Raw genomic sequence first — 20,587 nt, forward strand, 5'->3', positions numbered from 1 at the left:
AGGTCAGGGCATTGCTTGACAGCTAAAGAAGGGAGCGAAGCGTCGAAGCTGGGAACGGCGGCACCCCGGACCTCCAACGGGACCCGCTGGCGCCGCTACAGGTCCGCAGGATTGCGCCGGTCGCGGCGCAGCGGGTGGTCCTCGGGAATCTCCACCAGCACGAGCCGCACGCCGTCGGGATCCTCGATCCACATCTCCACCAGGCCCCACGGCTCCTGCACCGGCGGGCGGATGATGCTGACCCCCGCGTCCTGCAGCTTCCGGTGTTCGGCCTGGACGTCCCGGACCTGGATCCAGAGCTCGAGGCGGCCCGGGCCTTGGGCCTCCCGCTCCCCCGAAACCTCCAGCAGGCCGTTGCCGAGGAAGAAGACCAGGCCCGGGCTGCGCGGGTCGCCGAATTCGCGGTACACGGCCAGCCCCAGGACGTCCCGGTAGAACACCTGGCTCTTGATCGGATCGGAAGGCCGGAGAAGGACCCGGCTGCTCAGTGCTTCCATGCCCTGATCATTGCCCGGCAGCCGGCGGGCGTCAAAACGGCCGGCACGGCGCCGTCACGAAGGCGCGCCACGGGAGGGGCCGGAACGGGCGGACCGGGCTGGGAGTGCGGCCCCCGATGGCTCTTGGGGGTGGCCACCGGAGGCCGCACCTGCCTCCGGGCTGCTTGGGGGCCAGCCGGGAGGCGGAGGCATCCTGGCGGTGGGAGTCACGGCCTGGGGAGGCTGGCCGGCAGGATGGCGCTTCGCGCATAGCCAATACAACACGGCAAACCGGAGACCGACAGACCGTTCTGTCTCGATCATAGCGCCGTTACCAAATCGTGATTCTTCAGGCCGCCAGTACCGGGGACCGCGGTTGCATTCGGGCGGCCGTGGAATAAAATTCCATCGTCTGCGTTAAGTTGAGTCGAAGGCACTCAAGTCTGTAAGGAGGACTCATGCCCCTGTTCTTCGGACCCGCGGCTTCCGGCAGCGGTTCTTTCGACGAATTCCTCGCCCGGTACCTGCAGGGCCAGCACGCGGCCGGCGCCGGGCGCCCCATCGACATCACCCGGCTGCTCAGCCGCCGCTCGCACGAGCTGCTGGCCCGGGCCGCCCAGTTCGCCGTCGAGCTCGGCCACACCGAGGTCGACGCCCTGCACATCCTGCGCGTCATGGTCGGGCAGGACCCCACCGCGGCACACCTGAAGCAGGCCGGAGCCGATCCGGCCGCGATCGTCCGCGCCGCCGAGCAGCGCCTGCCCGGCAAGTCCGGCCAGCAGGTGGAGGCCGCACCGTCGCTGACGCCGTCGGCCCAGCGGGCACTGCTCGACGCCTACCAGGTGGCCCGCGCCTTCGGCTCCACCTACATCGATCCCGAGCACCTGTTCTTCGCGTTCGTGCTCAACCAGGAGGCACCCGCCGGTCAGCTGCTGGCCGCGGCCGGCATTACGCCGCAGTCCCTGCAGCAGGCCGGCACGCGGGAACCGGCGCCGGCCGCTGCCGGCCAGTCCGCGCCGGACTCCGGGACCCCGATGCTGGACCAGTTCGGCATCGACCTGACCGCGCGCGCCCGCGGCGGAAAGCTGGATCCGGTGATCGGCCGCCAGGACGAAATCGAGCAGGCCGTGGAGATCCTCGCCCGGCGCACCAAGAACAACCCGGTGCTGATCGGCGAGGCCGGCGTGGGCAAGACCGCCGTGGTGGAGGGGCTCGCGCAGGCCATCGCCGCCGGCGAGGTCCCGGCCCAGCTGCGCGGCAAGCGCGTGGTCTCGCTGGACCTGCCGGCCATGCTGGCCGGTACCCGCTACCGCGGCGACTTCGAGGAACGGCTGACCAAGACAATGGACGAGATCAGCGCGCAGCAGGACGGCATCATCGTGTTCCTCGACGAACTGCACACCGTAGTCGGCGCCGGCGGCGAAGGCATGGACGCCGGCAACATCCTCAAGCCCCGGCTGGCCCGCGGCGAACTGCACCTGGTCGGGGCCACCACGCTGAAGGAGTACCGGAAGATCGAGAAGGACCCGGCCCTGGAGCGCCGGTTCCAGCCGGTGACCGTCGGCGAGCCGTCCATCGAGGACGCGGTGCAGATCCTGGCCGGGCTGAAGGACCGCTACGAGGAGCACCACGGCGTGCGGTACACGGACGAGGCGCTGCGTGCCGCCGTCGAAATGTCCGCCCGCTACATCACCGACCGGTTCCTGCCGGACAAGGCGATCGACCTGATCGACCAGGCCGGGGCGCGGCTGAGCCTGCAGCGCGGTCCGCGCGAGGACGTGGACGCGCTGCGTGGAAAGGTCGCCGAGCTGGAGTCGGCCAAGAACGCCGCGGTCGCCCGGGAACACTATGAGGAAGCCTCGCGGATCCGTGACGAGATCGAGGCGCTGAACGCCCGGCTCGCCGCCGCGGCGGGCGGACCCGGCGGGCCGGCACAGCCCGGTGTCGTCGGCGGGGCCGAAATCGCCCAGCTCATCGCCCGCTCCACCGGCATCCCGGCTGCCCGGCTGACCGAGGGCGACCGCGGACGCCTGGCCCGGCTTGAGCAGGAGCTGCACGCCCGGGTCGTCGGTCAGGACGACGCCGTGGCCGCCATCGCCAAGTCCGTGCGGCGCAGCCGTACCGGCCTGGGCGACGCCGGCCGGCCGGTGGGCAGCTTCCTGTTCCTCGGTCCCACCGGCGTGGGCAAGACCGAGCTAGCCAAGGCCCTGGCCCGGTCGCTGTTCGGCGACGAGAACGCCATGGCCCGCTTCGACATGAGCGAGTTCGGTGAACGGCACACGGTGTCCCGGCTGGTCGGTGCCCCTCCGGGCTACGTCGGCTACGACGAGGCCGGCCAGCTGACCGAGCGTGTACGGCGCCAGCCGTATTCGGTGGTGCTGCTGGACGAGATCGAGAAGGCGCACCCGGATGTGTTCAACCTGCTGCTGCAGGTGCTCGACGACGGACGCCTGACCGACGGCCAGGGCCGCACGGTGGACTTCCGCAACACCGTGGTGATCATGACCAGCAACCTGGGCTCGGAGTTCCTGGCCAGCAAGGGCGGCGCCCTGGGCTTCACCCCCAATGGCGGCGACGGCTTCGGCTCCGAGCAGGCGCTGCGGGACCGGGTGATGGGTCGGCTGCGCGAATCGATGCGGCCGGAATTCCTGAACCGGATCGACGAGATCGTGCTGTTCCGCAAGCTGGACCGGCAGCAGCTGCGGTCCATCGTCCGGCTCCAGCTGGCCCGCACCGAGGCCCGGCTGCAGGCGCAGGGCATCGGCCTGGTGGTGGACGAGGCCGCGGTGGACTGGATCGCCGAGCGCGGCTACGAGCCCGAGTACGGCGCCCGGCCGCTGCGCAGGGTCATCCAGCGCGAGCTGGACGATGCGGTCGCGGACCTGCTGGTGGCCGGCGGCCTGGCCGAGGGCGGCCTGGTCGCGGTCACGGTCGACGGCGGCAAGCTGGCCGTCCGGGCCGAAGCCGCGCCGGAACCCGCGGCCGCCTAGCCGGAGCCGGACACGGCAGCCGGCCGGGGAGGCCGAAGCCTCCCCGGCCGGTTCCGGGCAAAGACGTACGACGCCGGTGCCTGCCTGGTACCGGCGTCGTGCCTTGTCTACGGACGGACGTCTGGCGAACTAACGCCTGCGCCGCGCTCCGCCTTTACTACAGGGGCCGGATATCCGACGCCTGCGGGCCCTTCTGGCCCTGGGTGATCTCGAACTCGACCTTCTGGTTCTCTTCGAGGGAACGGTAACCCCCGCCGGTGATCGCCGAGAAATGCGCGAAAACGTCCGGGCCGCCGTCATCGGGTGCGATGAAACCGAAGCCCTTTTCGGAGTTGAACCATTTGACCGTGCCTGTTGCCATATCATGCTCTTTCATGCCGGATGGCCTTGCGGGCCCCATCCCGGTGCCCCGTTCCCGCCGTCCATGGGTAACGCTACGTTCCCGGCCGCGCCGGAACAAGAGGTCCGGCGGCTTCGAACACAATTCGACCGGTACTCGCCGGGCGTATCATCGTCTCACCGGCGGAGATAGCGGGGGAACCAGAATGGATGAATACCAGGCATCCCTAGTTATCCGGGCGGGGGCGCAGCTCCTGCTCGGCGCTTCGACGGACCCCCGGTCCGATCAGGGATACGACGAGGTCAGGACCAACATATCGGAGGCCCTGAACCTCATTGCGGACGCACTGCGCAATTTTGAGGCCGGGACCGGGACCGCCGGACGGTCCGCAGAGTGGGCGGCGGACCTGAACCGCGTCGCCGATGACCTCATCGCCTAGGCGTACTGGCCTGGGCGTGTCCGCCCGGGGCCGCGAAACAGCCAGCCGGCTGTTTGCCCGCCCCTGCCTCCGGCCCCAGCGAGCTGACAATCCGCTGCATCCGGGCGGTATTCTGCTTATGCATCCACCGGATCGATGTCCATCCGGCCACACCGCGGTATCCACCTTGGACCTGGACTCGTCCGGCCCGGAGAAGAGAATGCCATGTTGCCCGACCAAGAGAATCCTGTCACCGATCTCGACCAAACCGAATCCTGGGACCTGCTGGCCGGGTCGGATCTGGGCCGGCTGGCCGTCAGCGTGGGAGACCAGCCCGAAATCTTCCCCATCAATTACCTCGCCCACGACGGCGTCGTGCTTTTCTGCACGGCCCAGGGCAGCAAACTCGTGAACCTGACTATCAACCGCCGGGTGGCCCTGGAAATCGACGGCTACACGGACGAGTACGCGTGGAGCGTCATCGTCCACGGCACCGCCAGGACGCTCGAGTCCGGCACCGAGATCGAGGCGGCCGCCCAGCTTCCAATGCATTCATGGATTCCGACGCTCAAATACGTCTTCGTGGAGATCGCCCCGCAGAAGATCACTGGCCGCAGGTTCGCCTTGGGACCCGCCCCGGAGCGCTGGTAATGCATCAAGTCAGCACGGGAGGATCCGAGGCAACCAGCAGGATGCCCGTCCAGTGGCAGAGGAAGGCAAGCAGCGTCAGCAGGTGGAAGACCTCGTGGAACCCGAAGACGCCGCGGAAGGGATTGGGTTTCTTCAGTCCGTAGCACAGCGCGCCGGCAGTGTAGCAGGCGCCACCGGCCACGATGAGCAGCGTGGCGGCGCTGTTGGCAGCAAAGAAGTCGCCAAGGTACAGCACCGCAGCCCAGCCCAGCAGCAGGTAGAGCGGCACATACAGCCAGCGCGGTGCACCGATCCAGAAGACCCGGAAGCCGATGCCCAGCAGCGCCCCTCCCCACACGAGGGACAGCAGCCAGGCTGCCCGTTCCGGCGCCAGGCACAGGATCGCCAGCGGCGTGTAGGTCCCGGCAATCAGCAGGAAGATGTTGGCGTGGTCGGCGCGGCGGAAGACCGCCTTGACGCGGGGACTCCAGCTGAACCGGTGGTACAGGGCACTGATGCCGAACAGCAGCAGCGACGTCGCCGCGTAGATGGCCGTGGAGATCTTGGCGGCAGCACCGTCGGCGGAGGCCACGAGCACAATGCCCAGGACGACCGCCACCGGAAAGGTGGCGGCATGGATCCAGCCCCGCCAGGTCGGCCGCTCCTCGTCCGGAAAAGCAAGCTCATCGTCGAGGAGCGGGATGTTTGGCGGCGGAGGTTCTTCAGTCATGCCGTGACACCGCCTTCCGCTCGGATCCATGGTAACCGGCAGCCTGTCCGGCGGTCTCCACGAATCGCAGCGGCTCTGGACCGGCGCCGCGCCGTGTGCTGAACTGGTGGCCCAGCACGGCTACCGGGAAGGAACACCCCCATGCCCACTCACCGGATCGGCTATTTCGTCGGGAGTCTGGCCAGCGGTTCCATCAACCGCACCCTGTCCAAGGCGCTGATCAAGCTGGCCCCCGACAGCCTGGAGTTTACCGAGATCCCGATCAGGGACCTGCCGCTGTACAGCTATGACTACGACGCCGACTACCCGGCCGCGGGACGTGCGCTGAAGGAAGCGATCGAGGCCGCCGACGGCCTGCTGTTCATCTCCCCCGAATACAACCGCTCCATCCCCGGCGCCCTGAAGAACGCCATCGACTGGGGCTCCCGGCCCTGGGGCACCAACTCCTTCGCCCGCAAGCCCACCGGCATCATCGGCGCCTCCCCGGGCAACATCGGCACCGCCGTGATGCAGTCCTCCATGCGCGCCGTGCTCAGCTTCCTCGACGCCCCGCAGCTGAACTCCCCCGAGGCCTACGTCAAGTTCAGCCCGGAGACCTTCGGCGACGACGGCGAGGTCCGGGACGAGGGCACCGAAAGGTTCCTGCGCCACTACATGGACGAGTACTGCGCCTTCGTCCAGCGCGTCCTGGACGCCAACGCGCCCGGGCACATCGGCGACCAGGACCCCGATTCCACCAAGTAGCCGCCGGACATGCCACGAAACAGTTGACACTTCAACAAATAACCGTCATAGTTACATGCATAAGCATGTAACGCCGGAGGGTCCGGCGTCGTTGTTGAAGGAGACACGCATGAGCATCGAACTCACCCCCGGTACCTGGAACCTGGATCTGGCCCACACCGAGATCGGCTTCGTGGTCCGCCACGCCGGCATCAGCAAGGTCCGCGGCCAGTTCACCGAGGCCGACGCGACCCTGACCGTGGGCGAGAGCCTGGCCGGCTCCTCGGTCCAGGCGACTGTGAAGACCGCCTCCTTCGACTCCAACGACGACAACCGCGACGCCCACGTCAAGAGCGCCGAGTTCTTCGACGTCGAGCAGTTCCCGAACATGAGCTTTACCGCCACCGGCGTGTCCGGCAGCCCGGAGCAGTTCAAGCTGGCCGGGGACCTGACCATCAAGGACACCACCCTGCCGGTGACCTTCGACGTCGAGTTCGGCGGCATGGCCGTGGACCCGTTCGGCACCACCCGCGCCGGGTTCTCCGCCACCACCCAGATCTCCCGCAAGGCCTTCGGCATCACCTGGAACGCCGCCCTCGAGGCCGGCGGGGTGCTGGTCGGCGACAAAGTCACCATCGACGTGGACGCAGCCTTCGTCCTGCCTGCCAACTGACCCTTCCCACGGACAGGCACGACGCCGGCACCCCACTGGGTGCCGGCGTCGTGCTTTCGCTGTTTCCGGCGATGTCCGGGCCCCTCCCCGTCCGGTCCGTCAGCCGGCCGCTTGGTCCAGGCGGCCGTACCGGCACCAGGGTCCGCAGGGATCGCCGGCCGGCCCCGTGCGCAGCGAGCCGAACGTCCCGGCCAGGAACGGCCTGCCGTCCTCGGACCGGCCCAGGAAGACACCGGCAGCCAGGACCATGCTCTGCCCCGGGGCAAGCTTGAGCAGCTGCGGCCAGAGCATGGCTTCGGTCGCGGAGAGGAATAGCATGGGTCCCTCCTAACACCGGGTTGGACAATTATGCCGCTTCCTCCCGGTGTTGCAAGAGGTCGGCGGAACTCAGTCCAGGTGCCCGCGGACTCCCCGGTCCGGTCCCGGGCCGCCGCCTCGGCCAGGGCCACGCCCTGGGAAAGGGCGATCTGGGTGACGGCGGCCGGCGCGCGTACTGGAACATGTCCTTCTCGGCATGCGACATGGTGCCCTTGGCCCGCAGCCGGCGCGTGAGGTCCGGACCAGGCCGGCGATCACGAAAATGTCCCCGGTGCGCAGCCGCTCCTGGTTGTCCTTGAACCGCCGCGACCACTGCACATCCCCGGGCCGGGGCGGCGGCGCTCAGCCGGCCGCCGTCGTGCTTCCGCCCGCGGCCGAACCGCCGCCGTTCCCGGCCGCATTCCCGACGGCGGCGTCCTCTACGGCCTCCTCGGCGGGCGGGGTCACCAGCAGCGCGGTGCCCTGGAAGGCCCCCAGCTGGATGTAGAAGCTGTGCAGGTCGTCCACCACGCCCACCGGCTCGCCGCTGAACACATCCGTGACCTCGGCCCCGAGCCCGAGGTGCTCGGACCGGACGGTGCCGGCAATGTCCTGGCCGGAGAAGTTCAGCACGGTGACTTCGAGGTCGCCCGATTCCAGCCGGTGCACCATGACGAGCATGCTCCGGTGCGAGACGTCGGGAACGTCGAGCAGGGAGCTCTTGGCGATGCCGTGCTCCTCGCGGACGGCCAGGATCCGTGCCAGCTGCCGGGCGAAGGAGGACTCGTCCGCCAGCTGTGCGGGCAGCGTGCCGTACAGGGACACCGCCCGGGGCATGCCCGAGGTGGACGCCTCGGCGGACGGGTTGAAACCCATCAGGTCGTGCGCACCGCGGTTGATCCACCGGGTGTCGCCGCGGGCCATCAGCCGGGCCACCTGGGACCGGTCCACGGTCAGCATGCCGCACAGGTCCCAGCCGGAGAGCGCGAAGACCCCCGGCTGCAGCGCGTTGTACATGGCCAGCAGCAGATGCACCTGCCGGACCTGGGCGGTCTGCTCCGGCGTGACCGAGGCCAGGTCGGTGACGCCCAGCACCGCGGTGATCACGCTCGCCGTCGTACAGGCGATCCCGTTGGTGGTGAAGACCAGGTTGTACGGGCCGGCCTCGCCGGTCAGCCCGTCGCGGAGCGTCTGCTGGATGGTCTGGGCCAGCTCCGCGCCGGTCACCTCCCCGCCGTCGAGCTCGAAGACATCGTCCTTGTGCTGGGTGATGAAGTGCACCAGTTCGTAGGTCAGTTCGTCATGATTCTGGAGCGCGTGCACCAGGGAGGCCTGGTCGATGCCGATCTCCATCGCCTGGCGCAGGGTCAGGCGGAGGAACTCGGTGTCAGCGGTCACCAGGGCATGGTGGTAGCCCGGCCGGGTCACGAAGTCGTAGGACAGGTCCGGGCCGGTTTCGGACGTGGCCTTGATGTCGTCCATGCTCAGGTTCAGTTCCTGGAAGGTGAAGCCGCCCACCTTCCGCACCATGCTGCCGATGATCTGGTTGGCTGCGGCCGAGAGCGGATGGCCTTCGGACCAGCCCGGCCGCTCCTCGGCGCTCTTCTCCACGCCCAGGAAGCCGTTGGCGTCGAGCCGGAGCGCGCCGGTGCCCAGGTCCACCAGCGAGTGCAGCGCGTCCCCCATCACCAGCCGCATGCCGGAGAAGGTCGGGTCCAGCCAGTTGATCGAGGGCTGCCCGGCCTTGAAATAGTGCAAGTAGACCCAGCGGTGCAGCTTGCCGTTGGTGTCCATGACCGGCGGGGTGGCACTCCAGTTGGTTTCCTTCACCCCGGGCTCGTAGAAGATGACCCGCTGCAGTTCGCCGATGATATAGCCGGCGTCCTGCAGGGCCTTTTCGGTCGCCACGTCGATATTGACCGAATCCTCGCCCTCGGGCACGTCCGGCAGCAGGGTCCAGTCCGACTCCGGAATGTCGATCATGTGGTAGATCCCCGGATAGTCCCGGAAGTTCATCTCCGCCAGCCGGAAATCGGCGCCCTTGCCGGTGTGGCCGGGCACGATGTCATCCACGATGGTGCCGCCGTGCCCGGTGGCCACCTCGCACATTTTCCGGAACTCGTCCTCGCTGCCGAAGAGCGGGTCGATGGCCATGCTGATGCGGTCGAAGTGCCCGTCGATGCTCGGGGTGTGCTCCCAGCCGGTCAGCCCGCCGGCCAGTTTCACCGGACCGATGTGGATGGCCTTGATGCCGATCTGCTGGAAGGCCCCCCACAGTTCGGGATCGCCCAAGGCGGCCAGGAAGGACTGGCCGGGCTTGGTGATCAGGGACAGCGGGTAGGCGGTGAACCATACCGAGGCCCGATCCACCGCCGCCCGCGGATTCGGGTAGGCATACGGGTTCTGCCACATGCTCGCCTGCCCGGACAGCTGGCGGGCGAGCACCTTCGCATCCCCGAGCATGGACTGGTTCCGCAGCCACTCGACATAGACGCTGTTGCGGGCATCAGGCTCGAACGGCGGCCGGCCGGGCTGGAAGTGCCGGCGGCGGGCCTTCGGCCGCAGCGCCCGGGGCCGGGCCGGGTAGAACTGTTCGTCGAAGGTAATCTCCGGGACCGGCGCCTCGCTGGCTTCCTCCTGCACCGTCTCCACGTCGTCGAGGTCCGCGCGGACTTCGACGGCGCGCTCTTCCGAAGGAACCATATCGACCATGGGGCTATCTCCTAGATCTTTTCCGGCAGGCGGCCGCAGGATGCGGCTATTCCAACTATGCGGCTGCTTCCAACACTGCCACGCCGCCGATGAGGCTGCCAGTGCGGCCGCCGGGGCCAGGGCACGTTCGGGCCGACGACGGCGGTCCGTCCGTCAGGCCTGCCCCGCGTCCTCGCCGTCCCGGGTTTCCAGCCAGGCCAGGATCTGCCGGGCCTGCTCCAAATGGGCGTTGACCTCGTCGACGGCACCGCGGACCGTCCCGTGGGCCGGCAGCGCGTTCGGCTCCAGGCTGAGCCGGTCCTCGGCCGCAAGCTCCAGCAGGCGGTCCTGCATATCCAGTAGGCCGCGGTAGATCCCGGAGGCGGTGGCGGTCTCGATATCCATGGCTCTGCGCCTTCCGTAGTGGGTCGCCGGCACCGTCCAGCGCGCGTCCGGGCCGGCACTGAATGATCTTTAGCACCCGGCATGCGGCACTGTCTACGGGGCTCCGCAGGAACGGGCGGCTCCGCAGCCGCCGGGCCCGCATTGATTTGCATTTTCGGTGCTAGCCTGATATGGGGCGCCTTCTGGAATGCAGCGTTTTAAGGAGTCGGACCATGAGCATCGAGTCGGATTCTCCGGCGGGATCCGCCCGCCTAGCCGGCAACCCGGCACCGGTTGCGGCCGGCGCGGGCTTTGCCGATCCAGCCGCCCTGGGCCTGGCCGCCTTCGCCCTGACGACCTTTGTGCTCAGTTTCTTCAATGCCGGCCTGATCCCCCGCACCGCCGAGGGCGTGGTCTTCGGGCTCGCGCTCTTCTACGGCGGCCTGGTGCAGTTTGCCGCAGGCCTGTGGGAATTCGCCAAGGGAAACACCTTCGGCGCCACCGCGTTCTGCTCGTACGGCGGATTCTGGATGGCGTTTGCCTTCCTGGCCCGGTTCACCGACCTGAGCGGCGCCGGAGCGGACGCGGAAAAGGGGGTGGGCCTGTTCCTGCTCGCCTGGGGCATCTTCACCCTCTACATGACCGTTGCCGCCTGGCACACCAATACGGCCGTTTTCGCCGTTTTCGTTGTCCTGACGCTGACGTTCTTCGCCCTGTCCATCGGCGCCTTCAGCGCGGTGGCGGCCATGACCCGGCTCGGCGGCTGGCTCGGGATCGTCACGGCGCTGCTGGCCTGGTACGCCTCCTTCGCCGTCGTGGCCAACTTCACCTTCAAGCGCACGCTGCTGCCGGTCGGACCGCGGTGAGGCCGGGCCCCCTTCAGGTCCCGGCGGCGTACCGCCAGAAGTCACGCATCGTCCGGGGCGGGGTCGGCCCGGACATTTCCATCTGGCTGAGCAGGATACTGACGTCTCCGGTGGAGGGCGTCACGTGCGCCGCGGTCCCGGTCCCGCCGACCCAGCCGTAGCGTCCAGGCACGTTCCACGGATCGATCGTCTCGACGTCGACCGATCCGCCGAAGCCCCAGCCCTGGCCCTCCAGGAACAGCCGGCCGGACTCGCGCTGGGCCCGGGTCAGTTGGTCCGTCATCATCTGCCGCACCGCGCCGGGCGGGAGCAGCTCCCGGCCGGCAGTTCTGTCCGTGGTTCCGCCGGCGAGCAGCATCCGGGCGAAGGCGTACCAGTCATCGAGGGTCGAGACCAGCCCGCCTGCACCGGACGGGAACGCCGGCGGGCTGCTCCACTGCCCGCCGGGGCCGTCCACCAGCTCAAGTCCGCCAGCCGGATCCGTCCGGTAGTAGCTAGTGAACCTGTCCAGCTTGCCGGCGGGGACCGCGAAGCCGGTATCTACCATACCCAGCGGCTCGAAGATCCGCTCGGCCAGGAATTCGGGGAGCGGCCGGCCCGCTGCCCGGGCCACCAGCACGCCTTGGATGTCGGAACAGGTGTTGTACAGCCATGCCTCCCCCGGCTGGTACAGCAGCGGAATCCGGGCCAGTGCCGCCATCCAGTCGTCCGGGGCCGCCACCGCCTGCGGCTGCGGCGGCCCCTGCTTCAGCTCGCTGAACAGCAGTCCGACGGCCGGCAGCGAGAAGTCGGACGGAAAACCGTACCCGGCACGGGAGGTGAGCAGGTCGGCCACGGTGATCGGCCGGGCCGCCGGGACCACGTCCTCCACCGGTGCTGCCGGAGTGCGGACTACCATCGGGGATTCCAGTTCCGGCAGCCACCGCCGGACCGGCTCCTCCAGCGCCAGCCGACCGTCCGCAACCAGCATCATCACCGCTGCGGCGGTGATGGGCTTGGTGATCGACGCGACGCGGAAGATGGACTTCCGGGTCATCGGAACGCCCCCGGTGCCAGCCGAGCCGGCCGCGGCCACCTCCACCCGGTGTCCCCTCGCGACCAGGGCCACTGCCCCGGGCAGCGCTCCGCGGTCCACCGCGGCCTGCAGCATGCCGGGCAGCCCGTTCAAAGCTGCGCCGTCGCCGGAGGCGCCCGAACGGAGCCGGTCAGGAACCGTCAATCCTGGCGCTTGGCGTAGTCGACGTACCCCTGCCAGTCGAGGACCACGCACTGCTCGTCGCCGACCACCCAGGCGTCGTGGCCCGGCGGCACGGACATGTAGTCCCCGGCCCCGAATTCGTTCTCCTCGCCGTCGTCCATCACGATCTTGATCTTCCCGGACAGCACATAGCCGGCGTGCGACGCCTGGCAGCTGTCCGTCTGGGCGATCGGCTTGACGTGCTTGGACCACTGCCAGCCGGGCTCGAAGACGGCCCTGCCGACGCCGCCCGCCTCCAGATGGACCAGGTCGAGCCGGCCCTTGCCGTCCTCGAACGGCCGGGTCTCCTCGGGTTCGTCCAGGCTCTTGCGGATCATGCGTGCCATGAGGATCTCCTTCGATCATGACGTTGGACGCCGACAGCTCCCAGTATGGAAGCGCCCTAGGAAGCGGTCAACGGGTTTCCGGCCGCCTCCGGCCGCGCTGTTCAGGCCACCGCACCCCAGTCCGGGACGGCCGACGGCGGGCGGTGCTTCTCGTACCAGCGGGCCGCCGCCAGCACGCGGTCGTCGCCGGCCACCTGGCCGGCGATCTGCAGCCCGATGGTGCGGCCGTCCGCGGTGAACCCGCAGTTGACCGACGCGGCCGGCTGGCCGGACATGTTGTACGGCAGGGTGAAGGAGATGTGGCCCATCGGCAGGGCCGGGTCCCGCTGCGGCATCGGCCATTCGGCCGGGAAGGCGGCCATCGGCGCCACCGGCGAGAGCATCAGGTCGAAGCCTCCGGTGGCCCGGGCCGCGGCCTGCTGGATCTCGGCCATGCGGTGGAAATTGGCCACCGTCTCGACGCCGCCGCAGCGTGCGCCCCGGCGGCACCACTCGGCGACGTACGGCAGGATCAGTTCCTGCTCCTGCGGGCACAGGCGCGAGTACTGGGCGTAGAACTTCGTCCGCCAGAAGTCGTCCACGCCCTTGAGCTGCTCCGGTGCCATAAACGGCGGCAATACCTCGACCCGGGCCCCGGCGGCGGCGAACAGCCCGGCGGCGCCGCTGACCGCATCGAGCACCTCGGGATCCGGTTCGATTCCCGACCCGGCATCAAGCTGCAGGCCGATGCGCAGGCCGGCCGGGTCGGCCGCGCCGCCGAACCAGTCCATCGCCGGATAGGGCCGGGACGAATAATCGCGCCGGTCCGGCCGGCCGATCACGGTCATGAGCAGCGCCGCGTCATCGACGCTGCGCGTGATCGGGCCCGCAGCCCGGCCGGTATAGGGCTCGTGCAGCGGGACCAGGCCGGGACTCGGCTTCAGGGCGGCCAGCCCGGCCCAGGTCGCCGGCAGCCGCACCGACCCGCCGATATCCGTCCCCACATGCAGGGGTCCGTAGCCCGCCGCAGCCGCCGTGCCGGCCCCGGCGCTGGAGCCGCCGGATGTCAGCGCAGGATCCCAGGCGTTCCGGGTGATGCCGTGCCGGCTGGAGACGCCGGAGGAGAGCATCCCGTAGTCGGGCATCGTGGTGGACCCGAGGATCACCAGGCCCGCTTCCTCCAACCGGTCCACGATCGGTGAGTTCTCCTGCGCGACCGGCGGATTGGGCAGGGCGGTGCCGGCCGGCACCGGCACGCCGCGGCGCGGAATGTTCTCCTTGACCGTCACCGGCACGCCGTCCAGCGGCGAGCGCGGCGCTCCCGCGGCCCAGCGGACGGAGGAGGCGGCCGCAGCGGCGCGCACCGCTCCGGCGTCGAACACATAGAAGGCGTTCAGCACCCGCTCGCGTTCGGTGATCCGGGCGATCACGTCCTCGGCCACTTCGCTGGGATTCAACCGGCCCGCGGCGTAGGCCTCGGCGAGTGCCGCGGCGCTCATCGCGCTGGGCCGGGCCGCGCCCGTGGCGCCGCTGGTAGTGCCCTGCCGGGTGTCTTCACTCACGGCGCCTCCCTCCCGTTGGAGCGGAAATTGTGTTCGATCGCTGCAGCCAGAGTGTTGAAAACATTACTTTATGACCCGGCCCACCTTCAGCCCACCCATATGCCTGCGGCAGGACGCCGGGCGATCCGGAATGAAGTCATTGATACTTGACACAAAGTCAAATATTCTTGACACTAATTCTGCCAAGGACCAACGCTGTGGGGAGCAACTGTGGGAGCCGAAGAACGAAGCACCTGGATCATGCTGGCGGTCGCCGTCGGCGGCTACGCAACCTACCTCGCCGTCGTGCTCGGACAGGCAGCCGGCACCCCGCTGGCCGAAGTGCCGTACGTGGCGGCCATGCTGTGGACGATCGGCGGGGCGATCCTCGTTTCGATCGTGCTGAACATCCTGGCCGGCATCGTGCTGCGCGACGGTGCCGGAAAAAAGGACCAGCGGGACCGGGAGATCTACCGGTTCGGCGAGTATACCGGCCAGGCGTTCCTGGTCATCGGCGGCGTCGCCGCACTGGTCATGGCCATGGCCGAAGTCCCCCATTTCTGGATCGCCAACACCATCTACCTCGCGTTCGTGCTGTCCGCGGTCCTCGGGTCCGTCGCCAAGCTCGTCGCCTACCGCCGGGGCCTGCCGGCATGGTGAAGCCGACCAGGGTCACCAACGACATCCGCCGGCTGCGGTTCGCGCACGGCGAGATGACCCAGGCCGAGCTGGCCGCGCGCCTGGGCGTGACCCGCCAGACCGTCATCGCCATCGAGCAGGGCCGCTACTCGCCCTCGCTCGAACTGGCCTTCCAGATCGCCCGGGTGTTCGGGGTGCCGCTGGACGAAGTCTTCCGTTACCCCGCCGAAGAAGGAGAAGTTCCATGAAAGCGATTGTGCAAGATGTGTACGGCTCCCCCGACGTCCTGCGCCTGGCGGACATCGACACCCCCGAACCCGGCGACGACGACGTGCTCGTCCAGATGCGGGCGGCGGGCGTCGACGCCGGAGTCTGGCACCTGATGGCCGGGCAGCCCTACCTGCTGCGCCTCGGTTTCGGGCTGCGCGGCCCCAAGGTGCGGGTCCGGGGACGGGACGTGGCCGGGATCGTCAGCGCCGTCGGGCGCAACGTGACCAGGTTCCGGCCCGGCGACGAGGTGTTCGGCACCGCGCCGGCGGGCAGCTACGCCGAGTACGCCTGCACCCGGGAAAACCGGCTGGAACCGAAGCCGGCCAACCTCAGCTTCGAGCAGGCCGCGGCGGTGCCCGTCTCCGCCTGCGCCGCCCTGCACGGCCTGCGCGACGCCGGCCGGCTGCAGCAGGGGCAGGCGGTGCTCATCCTCGGCGCCGGCGGCGGGGTCGGCACGTTCGCGGTCCAGCTCGCCAAGGCATTCGGGGCCACGGTCACCGGGGTGTGCAGCGCCGCGAAGGCGGACCTGGTGCGTTCGATCGGCGCGGACCACGTCATCGACTACGCCCGGGAGGACTTTGCCGACGGCGCCCGCCGCTACGACCTGATCCTCGACATCGCCGGCAACAACCCGCTGACCCGGCTCCGGCGCGCCCTGGCACCCGGCGGCACCCTCGTCATTGCCGGCGGCGAAGGCGGCGGCCGCGTCTTCGGCGGCATCGACCGGCAGCTGCGGGCCAGCCTGCTCTCACCGTTCACCCGCCAAAAACTGCGCACCTTCGTCTCCGCGGAACGCCAGGAAGACCTGCGCGACCTGCGCGGACTCATCGAGGCAGGCCAGCTCACGCCGGTGATCGACCGAACCTACCCGCTCGTCGAGGCCGCCGACGCCATCCGCCGCCTGCGCGCCGGCCAGGCCCGCGGCAAGCTCGTCGTCACGGTGTAGCGCGGGGGCCTGGCCCGGCAGCCTGCCGGTCGTGGACGCGCAGCTGCAGCAGGGCCAGCCCGGTCAGCGGCGCCGCGGCGCCGAGCCCGGCCGCGCGCTCCACGAACCGGCCCAGGATGTGTTCGCCTTCGTGCGGCAGCCCGGCCGTGACATCCCGGTAGAGCGAGGAGGTGAATCCGGAGCCGGGTTCGGTCAGCAGTCCCACGCTCAGCGCATGCTCGCCGTCGGGCACCGGATGGCCGGCTGCGGCGGCCACCGCCTCGGTCTCGGCAATGACGGCCAGAGCGAAGTCCTCCCCGCCGGGACAGGCGACGATGTCGCCCACCGGACCGCGCATCAGGCAGGTGACCACGCCCGCGGCCGTGATGAACACCCACTTGTGCCACATCGCCGCGACGATGTCCGGGGACAGCGACAGTTCGAAACCGGGCACGGACAGCTCCCGGTAGAGCTCCTCGATGCGCCGGCTGCGCTCGCCCGACTGCTCCCCGATGGCCATCGTGGCCAGCGGGTGCATCTGCTGGATGTGGCCGTCCCCGGCCACCGTCGCCACCACCTTCACCAGCCCGCCGAGCACGTGCTCCGGCCCGAAGCGCGCGGTGAGCACGTCCAGGTGGGACATGCCGTTGAGGAACGGAAGGATCATCGTGCCGGGGCCGACGGCGGGGGCGAGCTGCTGCACGACGGCGTCCAGGGCACCGGCCTTGACTGCGACCACCACCACGTCGTAAGGGGTGTCCAGCTCCTCCGCCGTGACGGTCTGCACCGGGATCGTCTCGTCCTTCACGGGCCCGGAGATCCGCAGGCCCCCGCGCAGTTCGGCGGCCCGGCGCGGGCGGACCAGGAACGTCACATCCCGTCCGGCCTGCGCCAGCCGGCCGCCGAAATAGCCGCCCGTGGCCCCCGCCCCTGCAATCAGTATTCTCATCGCACTCCCGTCCGGCTTCGATTCCGCAGCCGGACGGCGCCGGCTGGCAACACTTTATCCTGACCGGACCTCCGCGGCTCCCGCCGGACGCGCTAGTCTGGCGTGCAGGACCCGGTGGACCCTGCGGGAGGAAACAGGCATGGACCAGAACGAACTGCGGCGCCGGTTTGCGTCGCTGACCACCGCCCATCTGGCCGATGCCTGCATCCGCGCCGGGGTCCCGGTCCGCTGTGCCCCGGCGCGGATGCAAGCCGTCCTCCCCGGCAGCCGGCTGGCCGGCCGGGTGGTCCCGGCCCGGCATACGGGCAGCGTCGATGTGTTCCTCGAAGCCTTCGAGGGTGCCGCGCCGGGCGGGGTGCTGGTGGTGGACAACGGCGGGCGGCTCGACGAGGCCTGCGTCGGTGACCTGATCGTCCTGGAGGCCCGTGCCGCGCGCCTGGCCGGCGTCGTGGTCTGGGGACTGCACCGGGACACCGCCGAGATCCGCGCGATCGGGCTGCCGGTCTTCAGCCTCGGCGCCATCCCCACCGGCCCGCTCCAGGCCACGGCCGGGCCCCCGGACGCCTTGGACGCCGCCGCCGTCGGCAGCTGGACGGTCGGCAGCGGCGACCTGGTGCTCGGCGATGACGACGGCGTGCTGTTCATTCCCGCCGACGCCGCCGGCAAGCTCTTCACACTGGCCGACGCCATCCACCACACGGAGCGGCAGCAGGCCGAGCGGATCCGGACCGGAGAATCGCTGCGCAGCCAGGTGCAGTTCGGCACCTACCTGGCCCGGCGCCGGGAGGACCCGTCCCTCACCTTCCGCAGCCACCTGCGGGCCGTCGGCGGCGCCGTCGAGGAATAACCGCCGGCGCCACCCGCCCCAGGTGCCCGAGGCTACCCCTCGGACCGCACCGGCTGCAGGCTCCGGGGCGCCAGTTTCGCCGCGAGCGCTGCGGCGTCCGGCAGGAACCAGATGTGCCCGCCCCGATTCGCCTCCGCAACGAAATCGCGGAAGGCCCCGCTCTGCCCGGTCCACTCGCCCACGTCGCCGATCACGGCCAGCTTGACTTGGTAGTTGACGATCTTCTGGGTCAGTTCGCCCGCGAACCGCGACCGCAGCCGGAAGAACTCCGGATCCAGCCGCGCCACCGGAAGGGCCAGCACCTCCACGCCCTGTACCCAGGCGTTGCCGATCAGATCGGACGATTGTTCCGACGTCGAAATCACCGGTCCGTCCGGCTCCACGAACAGGACCCGGATTCCGTCATTGTCTTCACGGCGCATGCTCCGAATCTAGGCCATACGGACCCTGCCCGGAACCCTGTGACGGCAGCTCAGAGCCGCGGCCGCACCAGACCCGATTCGAAAGCCAGGACCACCGCCTGCACCCGGTCCCGGACCCGGAGCTTGGCCAGGATCCTGCCCACATGTGTCTTGACCGTGGTTTCGGCAACGAAGAACCGCTCGGCGATCTCCTGGTTGGCCAGGCCCTCGGCCAGCGCCGCGAGCACTTCGCGTTCCCGGGCGGTCAGTGTGGCCAGGACCCCGGCGTGCCGGTGTGGCGCGTCCTGCTGCAGGGCCGGCAGGGCCGGGGCAAGCAGATCCAGCATGCGGCGGGTGACCCGCGGCGACATGCTCGCATCCCCCGAGGAGACCGCGCGGATGGCAGCCAGCAGCTCCGCCGGCTGGACGTTCTTCAGCAGGAAGCCGCTGGCTCCGGCCCGGATGGCGGCGAAGGCGTAGTCGTCCAGGTCGAAGGTGGTCAGGATGATCACCCGGCACCCGGGCCAGGCGCTGACGATTTCGCGGGTGGCCGCGACCCCGTCCATCCCGGGCATGCGCACGTCCATGAGCACGACATCCGGTTTCCGCTCGGCAACCAGGTCGATCCCGGCCTGCCCGTCGCCGGCTTCACCGACGACGGCCATGTCCGGCTCGGCCCCGACCACCATGCTGAAGCCCGTCCGCAGCAGAGCCTGGTCATCGACCAGGACCACCCGGATCGGCGCCGCTGCGGTGGCAGGTTCTGCTTGTGCGCTCACGCGGTGCTCCCAGCGCCTGCCTGCATGCTCTCCCCTTGGCTGGTCATCGGTATGGTGGCCCGGACGCTCCAGCCGCCCGCGCTGTGCGGCCCGGCCTCCAGCGTGCCGCCGTAGATCGCGGTCCGTTCCTGCAGGCCCAGGATGCCCAGGCGCGATCCCTGGGACGGTTGGCCCACCGGCTGCTGGCCGTTGTCCCGGACGGTGACCTCGATCCGGGCCGGACCGTAGCTGACGGCGGCGGTGACGCGGGTGGCGCTGCGGGCGTAGCGCAGGGTGTTGGTCAGGGCTTCCTGGACGATCCGGTGCACCACCATCTGCAGTGCCGGATCCTCCGGCGGGGTCCCGGAGGTGGTGAACGTCAGCGGAAGGCCCGCGACCCGGAAGGTTTCCACCAGTGCCAGCAGCGAATCCGGGCCCGACGGCGGCAGGATGTCCTCCGGCCCGTCCGGCGCCGGGCCGCGGGGCTCCTTCAGCACGCCCAGGACGCCCTGCAGGTCGGCCATTGCCTTCCGCCCCGTTTTGGCCACCTCCCGGATGGCGGTGCCGGCCCGCTCGGGCGACTTGTGCAGCACCGCGTCCGAGCCATCCGCCAGCGCCACCATCACCGAGAGGCTGTGCGCGATGATGTCGTGCATTTCGCGGGCGATCCTGGTGCGCTCCAGCGCGGCCGCCAGCTTGGCCCTCTGGTCGCGCTCGACCGCCAGCTGCCGGGCGTGCTCGGCCAACGCCTCGATGTGACGGCGCTGACGGCTCACAATCGTGCCGATCAGGACCGCGATCAGCACCGAGATCCCGGCCGGAACGGTCGCTCCGGATTCCGCCGGAGGATCGGGATCCGGCGAAAACGGGGTTGCGGACGGATCGTTGATCAGGGCATCGGCCACGAGGATCGGCAGCACGCAGGCAAAGCCGGCCCAGGCCACGCGCACCGACCGGTACACCGCCACCGCGTACAGCGCGAAGGACAGCGGCAGCAGCAGGAACAGTCCGTGGACGGCATAGCCGAGCACGGTCAGCACGGCCGTCGCCACGAGCACCCCCACCGGATAACGGCGGCGGACGAGCAGCGGCAGGCCGGAACTGGCGGCGAGGGCGCCCGCTGTGGCCGGCTGCTGGAAAATGTGGGGAAACAGCAGCAGCACCGGTATCGCGGTCAGGGCCATGCACAGCGCGGTGATGGCCACGTCAAACGCTACCGGGTGGCGGGTCAGGAACCTCCGGATCGGCCCCGGCTGGTGGGGCAGCTCCCCGGGCTGCCCCGTCCCGCGCTCCTGCTGCATGGCTTGGTCCTCCGGTCAGGCGGCTGGCAGCCGTTCCCGATCGGAAAACGGCGCGGGCAGGCCTGTGGAAGGCCGTGCCTCCATGATCATAGGGTCCCGGATCGGCTTCACCCGCGGATGTGTCCACGATCACGGGCCGGCTGGGAGGCCGGCAATCCGCCCTTGTCCCGGTAAA

General features: G+C 69.8%; 24 protein-coding genes. 10 read left to right on the forward strand and 14 right to left on the reverse strand.

Annotated features, from left to right (window positions below):
* Positions 1 to 95 precede the first annotated feature (95 nt).
* On the reverse strand, positions 96 to 497 hold the full coding sequence (locus LVY72_RS11040; RefSeq protein WP_237820769.1) for a VOC family protein: 402 nt from the start codon (positions 495 to 497) through the stop codon (positions 96 to 98).
* A gap of 437 nt (positions 498 to 934) precedes the next feature.
* On the opposite strand from LVY72_RS11040, the gene LVY72_RS11045 reads away from it, so the two are divergent.
* Positions 935 to 3,466 carry an ATP-dependent Clp protease ATP-binding subunit gene (locus LVY72_RS11045; RefSeq protein WP_237820771.1) on the forward strand — a complete coding sequence of 844 codons (2,532 nt, stop codon included), beginning with the start codon at positions 935 to 937 and terminating at the stop codon, positions 3,464 to 3,466.
* A gap of 157 nt (positions 3,467 to 3,623) precedes the next feature.
* Here LVY72_RS11045 and LVY72_RS11050 read toward each other — a convergent pair whose 3' ends face one another.
* Positions 3,624 to 3,827 carry a cold-shock protein gene (locus LVY72_RS11050; RefSeq protein WP_237820773.1) on the reverse strand — a complete coding sequence of 68 codons (204 nt, stop codon included), beginning with the start codon at positions 3,825 to 3,827 and terminating at the stop codon, positions 3,624 to 3,626.
* Between the two features lie 184 nt (positions 3,828 to 4,011).
* Between LVY72_RS11050 and LVY72_RS11055 the strand changes: the two genes are divergently transcribed.
* Entirely contained in the window at positions 4,012 to 4,245 is a 234-nt protein-coding gene (locus LVY72_RS11055) for a hypothetical protein (RefSeq protein WP_237820775.1), read from the forward strand.
* Positions 4,246 to 4,449: 204 nt separating this feature from the next.
* A complete protein-coding gene (locus LVY72_RS11060; RefSeq protein ID WP_237820777.1) occupies positions 4,450 to 4,875 on the forward strand; it encodes a pyridoxamine 5'-phosphate oxidase family protein in 426 nt (141 codons plus the stop codon).
* Between the two features lie 4 nt (positions 4,876 to 4,879).
* Here the strand turns inward: LVY72_RS11060 and trhA are convergent, their stop codons facing one another.
* Positions 4,880 to 5,584 carry a PAQR family membrane homeostasis protein TrhA gene (gene trhA / locus LVY72_RS11065; RefSeq protein WP_237820779.1) on the reverse strand — a complete coding sequence of 235 codons (705 nt, stop codon included), beginning with the start codon at positions 5,582 to 5,584 and terminating at the stop codon, positions 4,880 to 4,882.
* A gap of 141 nt (positions 5,585 to 5,725) precedes the next feature.
* On the opposite strand from trhA, the gene LVY72_RS11070 reads away from it, so the two are divergent.
* Complete coding sequence (locus LVY72_RS11070) at positions 5,726 to 6,328, forward strand: NADPH-dependent FMN reductase (protein WP_237820781.1); 603 nt, start codon at positions 5,726 to 5,728, stop codon at positions 6,326 to 6,328.
* A 109-nt stretch (positions 6,329 to 6,437) separates the two neighbouring features.
* Positions 6,438 to 6,980, forward strand: a complete 543-nt coding sequence (locus LVY72_RS11075; protein ID WP_237820783.1) for a YceI family protein — start codon at positions 6,438 to 6,440, stop codon at positions 6,978 to 6,980.
* A 99-nt stretch (positions 6,981 to 7,079) separates the two neighbouring features.
* Here LVY72_RS11075 and LVY72_RS11080 read toward each other — a convergent pair whose 3' ends face one another.
* The 4 genes from LVY72_RS11080 to LVY72_RS11090 form a co-directional block, all read right to left on the reverse strand.
* A complete protein-coding gene (locus LVY72_RS11080) occupies positions 7,080 to 7,298 on the reverse strand; it encodes a hypothetical protein (RefSeq protein ID WP_237820785.1) in 219 nt (72 codons plus the stop codon).
* A 69-nt stretch (positions 7,299 to 7,367) separates the two neighbouring features.
* Positions 7,368 to 7,616 (reverse strand): hypothetical protein, encoded by a 249-nt coding sequence (locus LVY72_RS24885; RefSeq protein WP_372463699.1) that lies wholly within the window; start codon positions 7,614 to 7,616, stop codon positions 7,368 to 7,370.
* Positions 7,617 to 7,640: 24 nt separating this feature from the next.
* Entirely contained in the window at positions 7,641 to 9,980 is a 2,340-nt protein-coding gene (treS, locus tag LVY72_RS11085; protein WP_372463702.1) for a maltose alpha-D-glucosyltransferase, read from the reverse strand.
* A gap of 162 nt (positions 9,981 to 10,142) precedes the next feature.
* Positions 10,143 to 10,373, reverse strand: coding sequence for a hypothetical protein (locus LVY72_RS11090; protein WP_237820789.1), 231 nt, complete (start codon positions 10,371 to 10,373; stop codon positions 10,143 to 10,145).
* 212 nt (positions 10,374 to 10,585) lie between these two features.
* Between LVY72_RS11090 and LVY72_RS11095 the strand changes: the two genes are divergently transcribed.
* The gene (locus tag LVY72_RS11095) at positions 10,586 to 11,218 is read left to right on the forward strand and encodes an acetate uptake transporter (RefSeq protein WP_237820791.1); all 633 of its coding nucleotides are present in this window, start codon (positions 10,586 to 10,588) and stop codon (positions 11,216 to 11,218) included.
* A gap of 13 nt (positions 11,219 to 11,231) precedes the next feature.
* Here LVY72_RS11095 and LVY72_RS11100 read toward each other — a convergent pair whose 3' ends face one another.
* From LVY72_RS11100 to LVY72_RS11110, 3 genes are all read right to left on the reverse strand, one after another.
* Positions 11,232 to 12,437, reverse strand: a complete 1,206-nt coding sequence (locus LVY72_RS11100) for a serine hydrolase domain-containing protein (RefSeq protein WP_237820793.1) — start codon at positions 12,435 to 12,437, stop codon at positions 11,232 to 11,234.
* The gene (locus tag LVY72_RS11105) at positions 12,434 to 12,802 is read right to left on the reverse strand and encodes a cupin domain-containing protein (protein WP_237820795.1); all 369 of its coding nucleotides are present in this window, start codon (positions 12,800 to 12,802) and stop codon (positions 12,434 to 12,436) included. The genes LVY72_RS11100 and LVY72_RS11105 overlap by 4 nt, the downstream gene beginning before the upstream one ends.
* A 101-nt stretch (positions 12,803 to 12,903) precedes the next feature.
* On the reverse strand, positions 12,904 to 14,343 hold the full coding sequence (locus LVY72_RS11110; RefSeq protein ID WP_308190765.1) for an amidase: 1,440 nt from the start codon (positions 14,341 to 14,343) through the stop codon (positions 12,904 to 12,906).
* A gap of 210 nt (positions 14,344 to 14,553) precedes the next feature.
* Here LVY72_RS11110 and LVY72_RS11115 point away from each other — a divergent pair, with 210 nt between their 5' ends.
* From LVY72_RS11115 to LVY72_RS11125, 3 genes are read left to right on the forward strand one after another with little or no spacing between them, the layout of a single operon-like run.
* Positions 14,554 to 14,982, forward strand: coding sequence for a hypothetical protein (locus LVY72_RS11115; RefSeq protein WP_237820797.1), 429 nt, complete (start codon positions 14,554 to 14,556; stop codon positions 14,980 to 14,982).
* Complete coding sequence (locus LVY72_RS11120) at positions 14,976 to 15,209, forward strand: helix-turn-helix transcriptional regulator (protein WP_237820799.1); 234 nt, start codon at positions 14,976 to 14,978, stop codon at positions 15,207 to 15,209. Before LVY72_RS11115 ends, LVY72_RS11120 begins: the two co-directional genes overlap by 7 nt.
* Positions 15,206 to 16,177, forward strand: a complete 972-nt coding sequence (locus LVY72_RS11125; protein WP_237820801.1) for an NAD(P)-dependent alcohol dehydrogenase — start codon at positions 15,206 to 15,208, stop codon at positions 16,175 to 16,177. Before LVY72_RS11120 ends, LVY72_RS11125 begins: the two co-directional genes overlap by 4 nt.
* Here the strand turns inward: LVY72_RS11125 and LVY72_RS11130 are convergent.
* A complete protein-coding gene (locus tag LVY72_RS11130; protein WP_237820803.1) occupies positions 16,167 to 17,105 on the reverse strand; it encodes a 2-dehydropantoate 2-reductase in 939 nt (312 codons plus the stop codon). The two genes, LVY72_RS11125 and LVY72_RS11130, sit on opposite strands and share 11 nt — an antisense overlap.
* Before the next feature lie 139 nt (positions 17,106 to 17,244).
* Between LVY72_RS11130 and LVY72_RS11135 the strand changes: the two genes are divergently transcribed.
* Positions 17,245 to 17,952 (forward strand): RraA family protein, encoded by a 708-nt coding sequence (locus tag LVY72_RS11135; protein WP_237820805.1) that lies wholly within the window; start codon positions 17,245 to 17,247, stop codon positions 17,950 to 17,952.
* Positions 17,953 to 17,984: 32 nt separating this feature from the next.
* Here the strand turns inward: LVY72_RS11135 and LVY72_RS11140 are convergent, their stop codons facing one another.
* Genes LVY72_RS11140 through LVY72_RS11150 form a run of 3 tightly spaced genes read right to left on the reverse strand, consistent with a single transcriptional unit; the run spans position 17,985 to position 20,412 of the window.
* Complete coding sequence (locus LVY72_RS11140) at positions 17,985 to 18,374, reverse strand: DUF4180 domain-containing protein (RefSeq protein WP_237820807.1); 390 nt, start codon at positions 18,372 to 18,374, stop codon at positions 17,985 to 17,987.
* A 50-nt stretch (positions 18,375 to 18,424) separates the two neighbouring features.
* Positions 18,425 to 19,132, reverse strand: coding sequence for a response regulator (locus tag LVY72_RS11145; protein WP_308190766.1), 708 nt, complete (start codon positions 19,130 to 19,132; stop codon positions 18,425 to 18,427).
* Complete coding sequence (locus tag LVY72_RS11150; protein ID WP_237820809.1) at positions 19,129 to 20,412, reverse strand: sensor histidine kinase; 1,284 nt, start codon at positions 20,410 to 20,412, stop codon at positions 19,129 to 19,131. Before LVY72_RS11150 ends, LVY72_RS11145 begins: the two co-directional genes overlap by 4 nt.
* Between the last annotated feature and the right edge of the window lie 175 nt (positions 20,413 to 20,587).

It is taken from the genome of Arthrobacter hankyongi (assembly GCF_022012395.1).
In the GTDB taxonomy this organism is placed as follows: domain Bacteria; phylum Actinomycetota; class Actinomycetes; order Actinomycetales; family Micrococcaceae; genus Crystallibacter; species Crystallibacter hankyongi.

Excerpts from the sequence above, each read along its gene's own strand:
- LVY72_RS11075 (WP_237820783.1), top strand. The coding sequence starts at position 6,438 with ATGAGCATCGAACTCACCCCCGGTACCTGGAACCTGGATCTGGCCCAC.
- LVY72_RS11055 (WP_237820775.1), top strand. The coding sequence starts at position 4,012 with ATGGATGAATACCAGGCATCCCTAGTTATCCGGGCGGGGGCGCAGCTC.
- LVY72_RS11125 (WP_237820801.1), top strand. The coding sequence starts at position 15,206 with ATGAAAGCGATTGTGCAAGATGTGTACGGCTCCCCCGACGTCCTGCGC.
- LVY72_RS11140 (WP_237820807.1), bottom strand. The coding sequence starts at position 18,374 with ATGCGCCGTGAAGACAATGACGGAATCCGGGTCCTGTTCGTGGAGCCG.
- LVY72_RS11120 (WP_237820799.1), top strand. The coding sequence starts at position 14,976 with ATGGTGAAGCCGACCAGGGTCACCAACGACATCCGCCGGCTGCGGTTC.
- LVY72_RS11095 (WP_237820791.1), top strand. The coding sequence starts at position 10,586 with ATGAGCATCGAGTCGGATTCTCCGGCGGGATCCGCCCGCCTAGCCGGC.
- trhA (WP_237820779.1), bottom strand. The coding sequence starts at position 5,584 with ATGACTGAAGAACCTCCGCCGCCAAACATCCCGCTCCTCGACGATGAG.
- LVY72_RS11070 (WP_237820781.1), top strand. The coding sequence starts at position 5,726 with ATGCCCACTCACCGGATCGGCTATTTCGTCGGGAGTCTGGCCAGCGGT.
- LVY72_RS11130 (WP_237820803.1), bottom strand. The coding sequence starts at position 17,105 with ATGAGAATACTGATTGCAGGGGCGGGGGCCACGGGCGGCTATTTCGGC.
- LVY72_RS11060 (WP_237820777.1), top strand. The coding sequence starts at position 4,450 with ATGTTGCCCGACCAAGAGAATCCTGTCACCGATCTCGACCAAACCGAA.
- LVY72_RS11045 (WP_237820771.1), top strand. The coding sequence starts at position 935 with ATGCCCCTGTTCTTCGGACCCGCGGCTTCCGGCAGCGGTTCTTTCGAC.
- LVY72_RS11050 (WP_237820773.1), bottom strand. The coding sequence starts at position 3,827 with ATGGCAACAGGCACGGTCAAATGGTTCAACTCCGAAAAGGGCTTCGGT.
- LVY72_RS11105 (WP_237820795.1), bottom strand. The coding sequence starts at position 12,802 with ATGGCACGCATGATCCGCAAGAGCCTGGACGAACCCGAGGAGACCCGG.
- LVY72_RS11135 (WP_237820805.1), top strand. The coding sequence starts at position 17,245 with ATGGACCAGAACGAACTGCGGCGCCGGTTTGCGTCGCTGACCACCGCC.
- LVY72_RS11090 (WP_237820789.1), bottom strand. The coding sequence starts at position 10,373 with ATGGATATCGAGACCGCCACCGCCTCCGGGATCTACCGCGGCCTACTG.
- LVY72_RS11150 (WP_237820809.1), bottom strand. The coding sequence starts at position 20,412 with ATGCAGCAGGAGCGCGGGACGGGGCAGCCCGGGGAGCTGCCCCACCAG.
- LVY72_RS11040 (WP_237820769.1), bottom strand. The coding sequence starts at position 497 with ATGGAAGCACTGAGCAGCCGGGTCCTTCTCCGGCCTTCCGATCCGATC.
- LVY72_RS11080 (WP_237820785.1), bottom strand. The coding sequence starts at position 7,298 with ATGCTATTCCTCTCCGCGACCGAAGCCATGCTCTGGCCGCAGCTGCTC.
- treS (WP_372463702.1), bottom strand. The coding sequence starts at position 9,980 with ATGGTTCCTTCGGAAGAGCGCGCCGTCGAAGTCCGCGCGGACCTCGAC.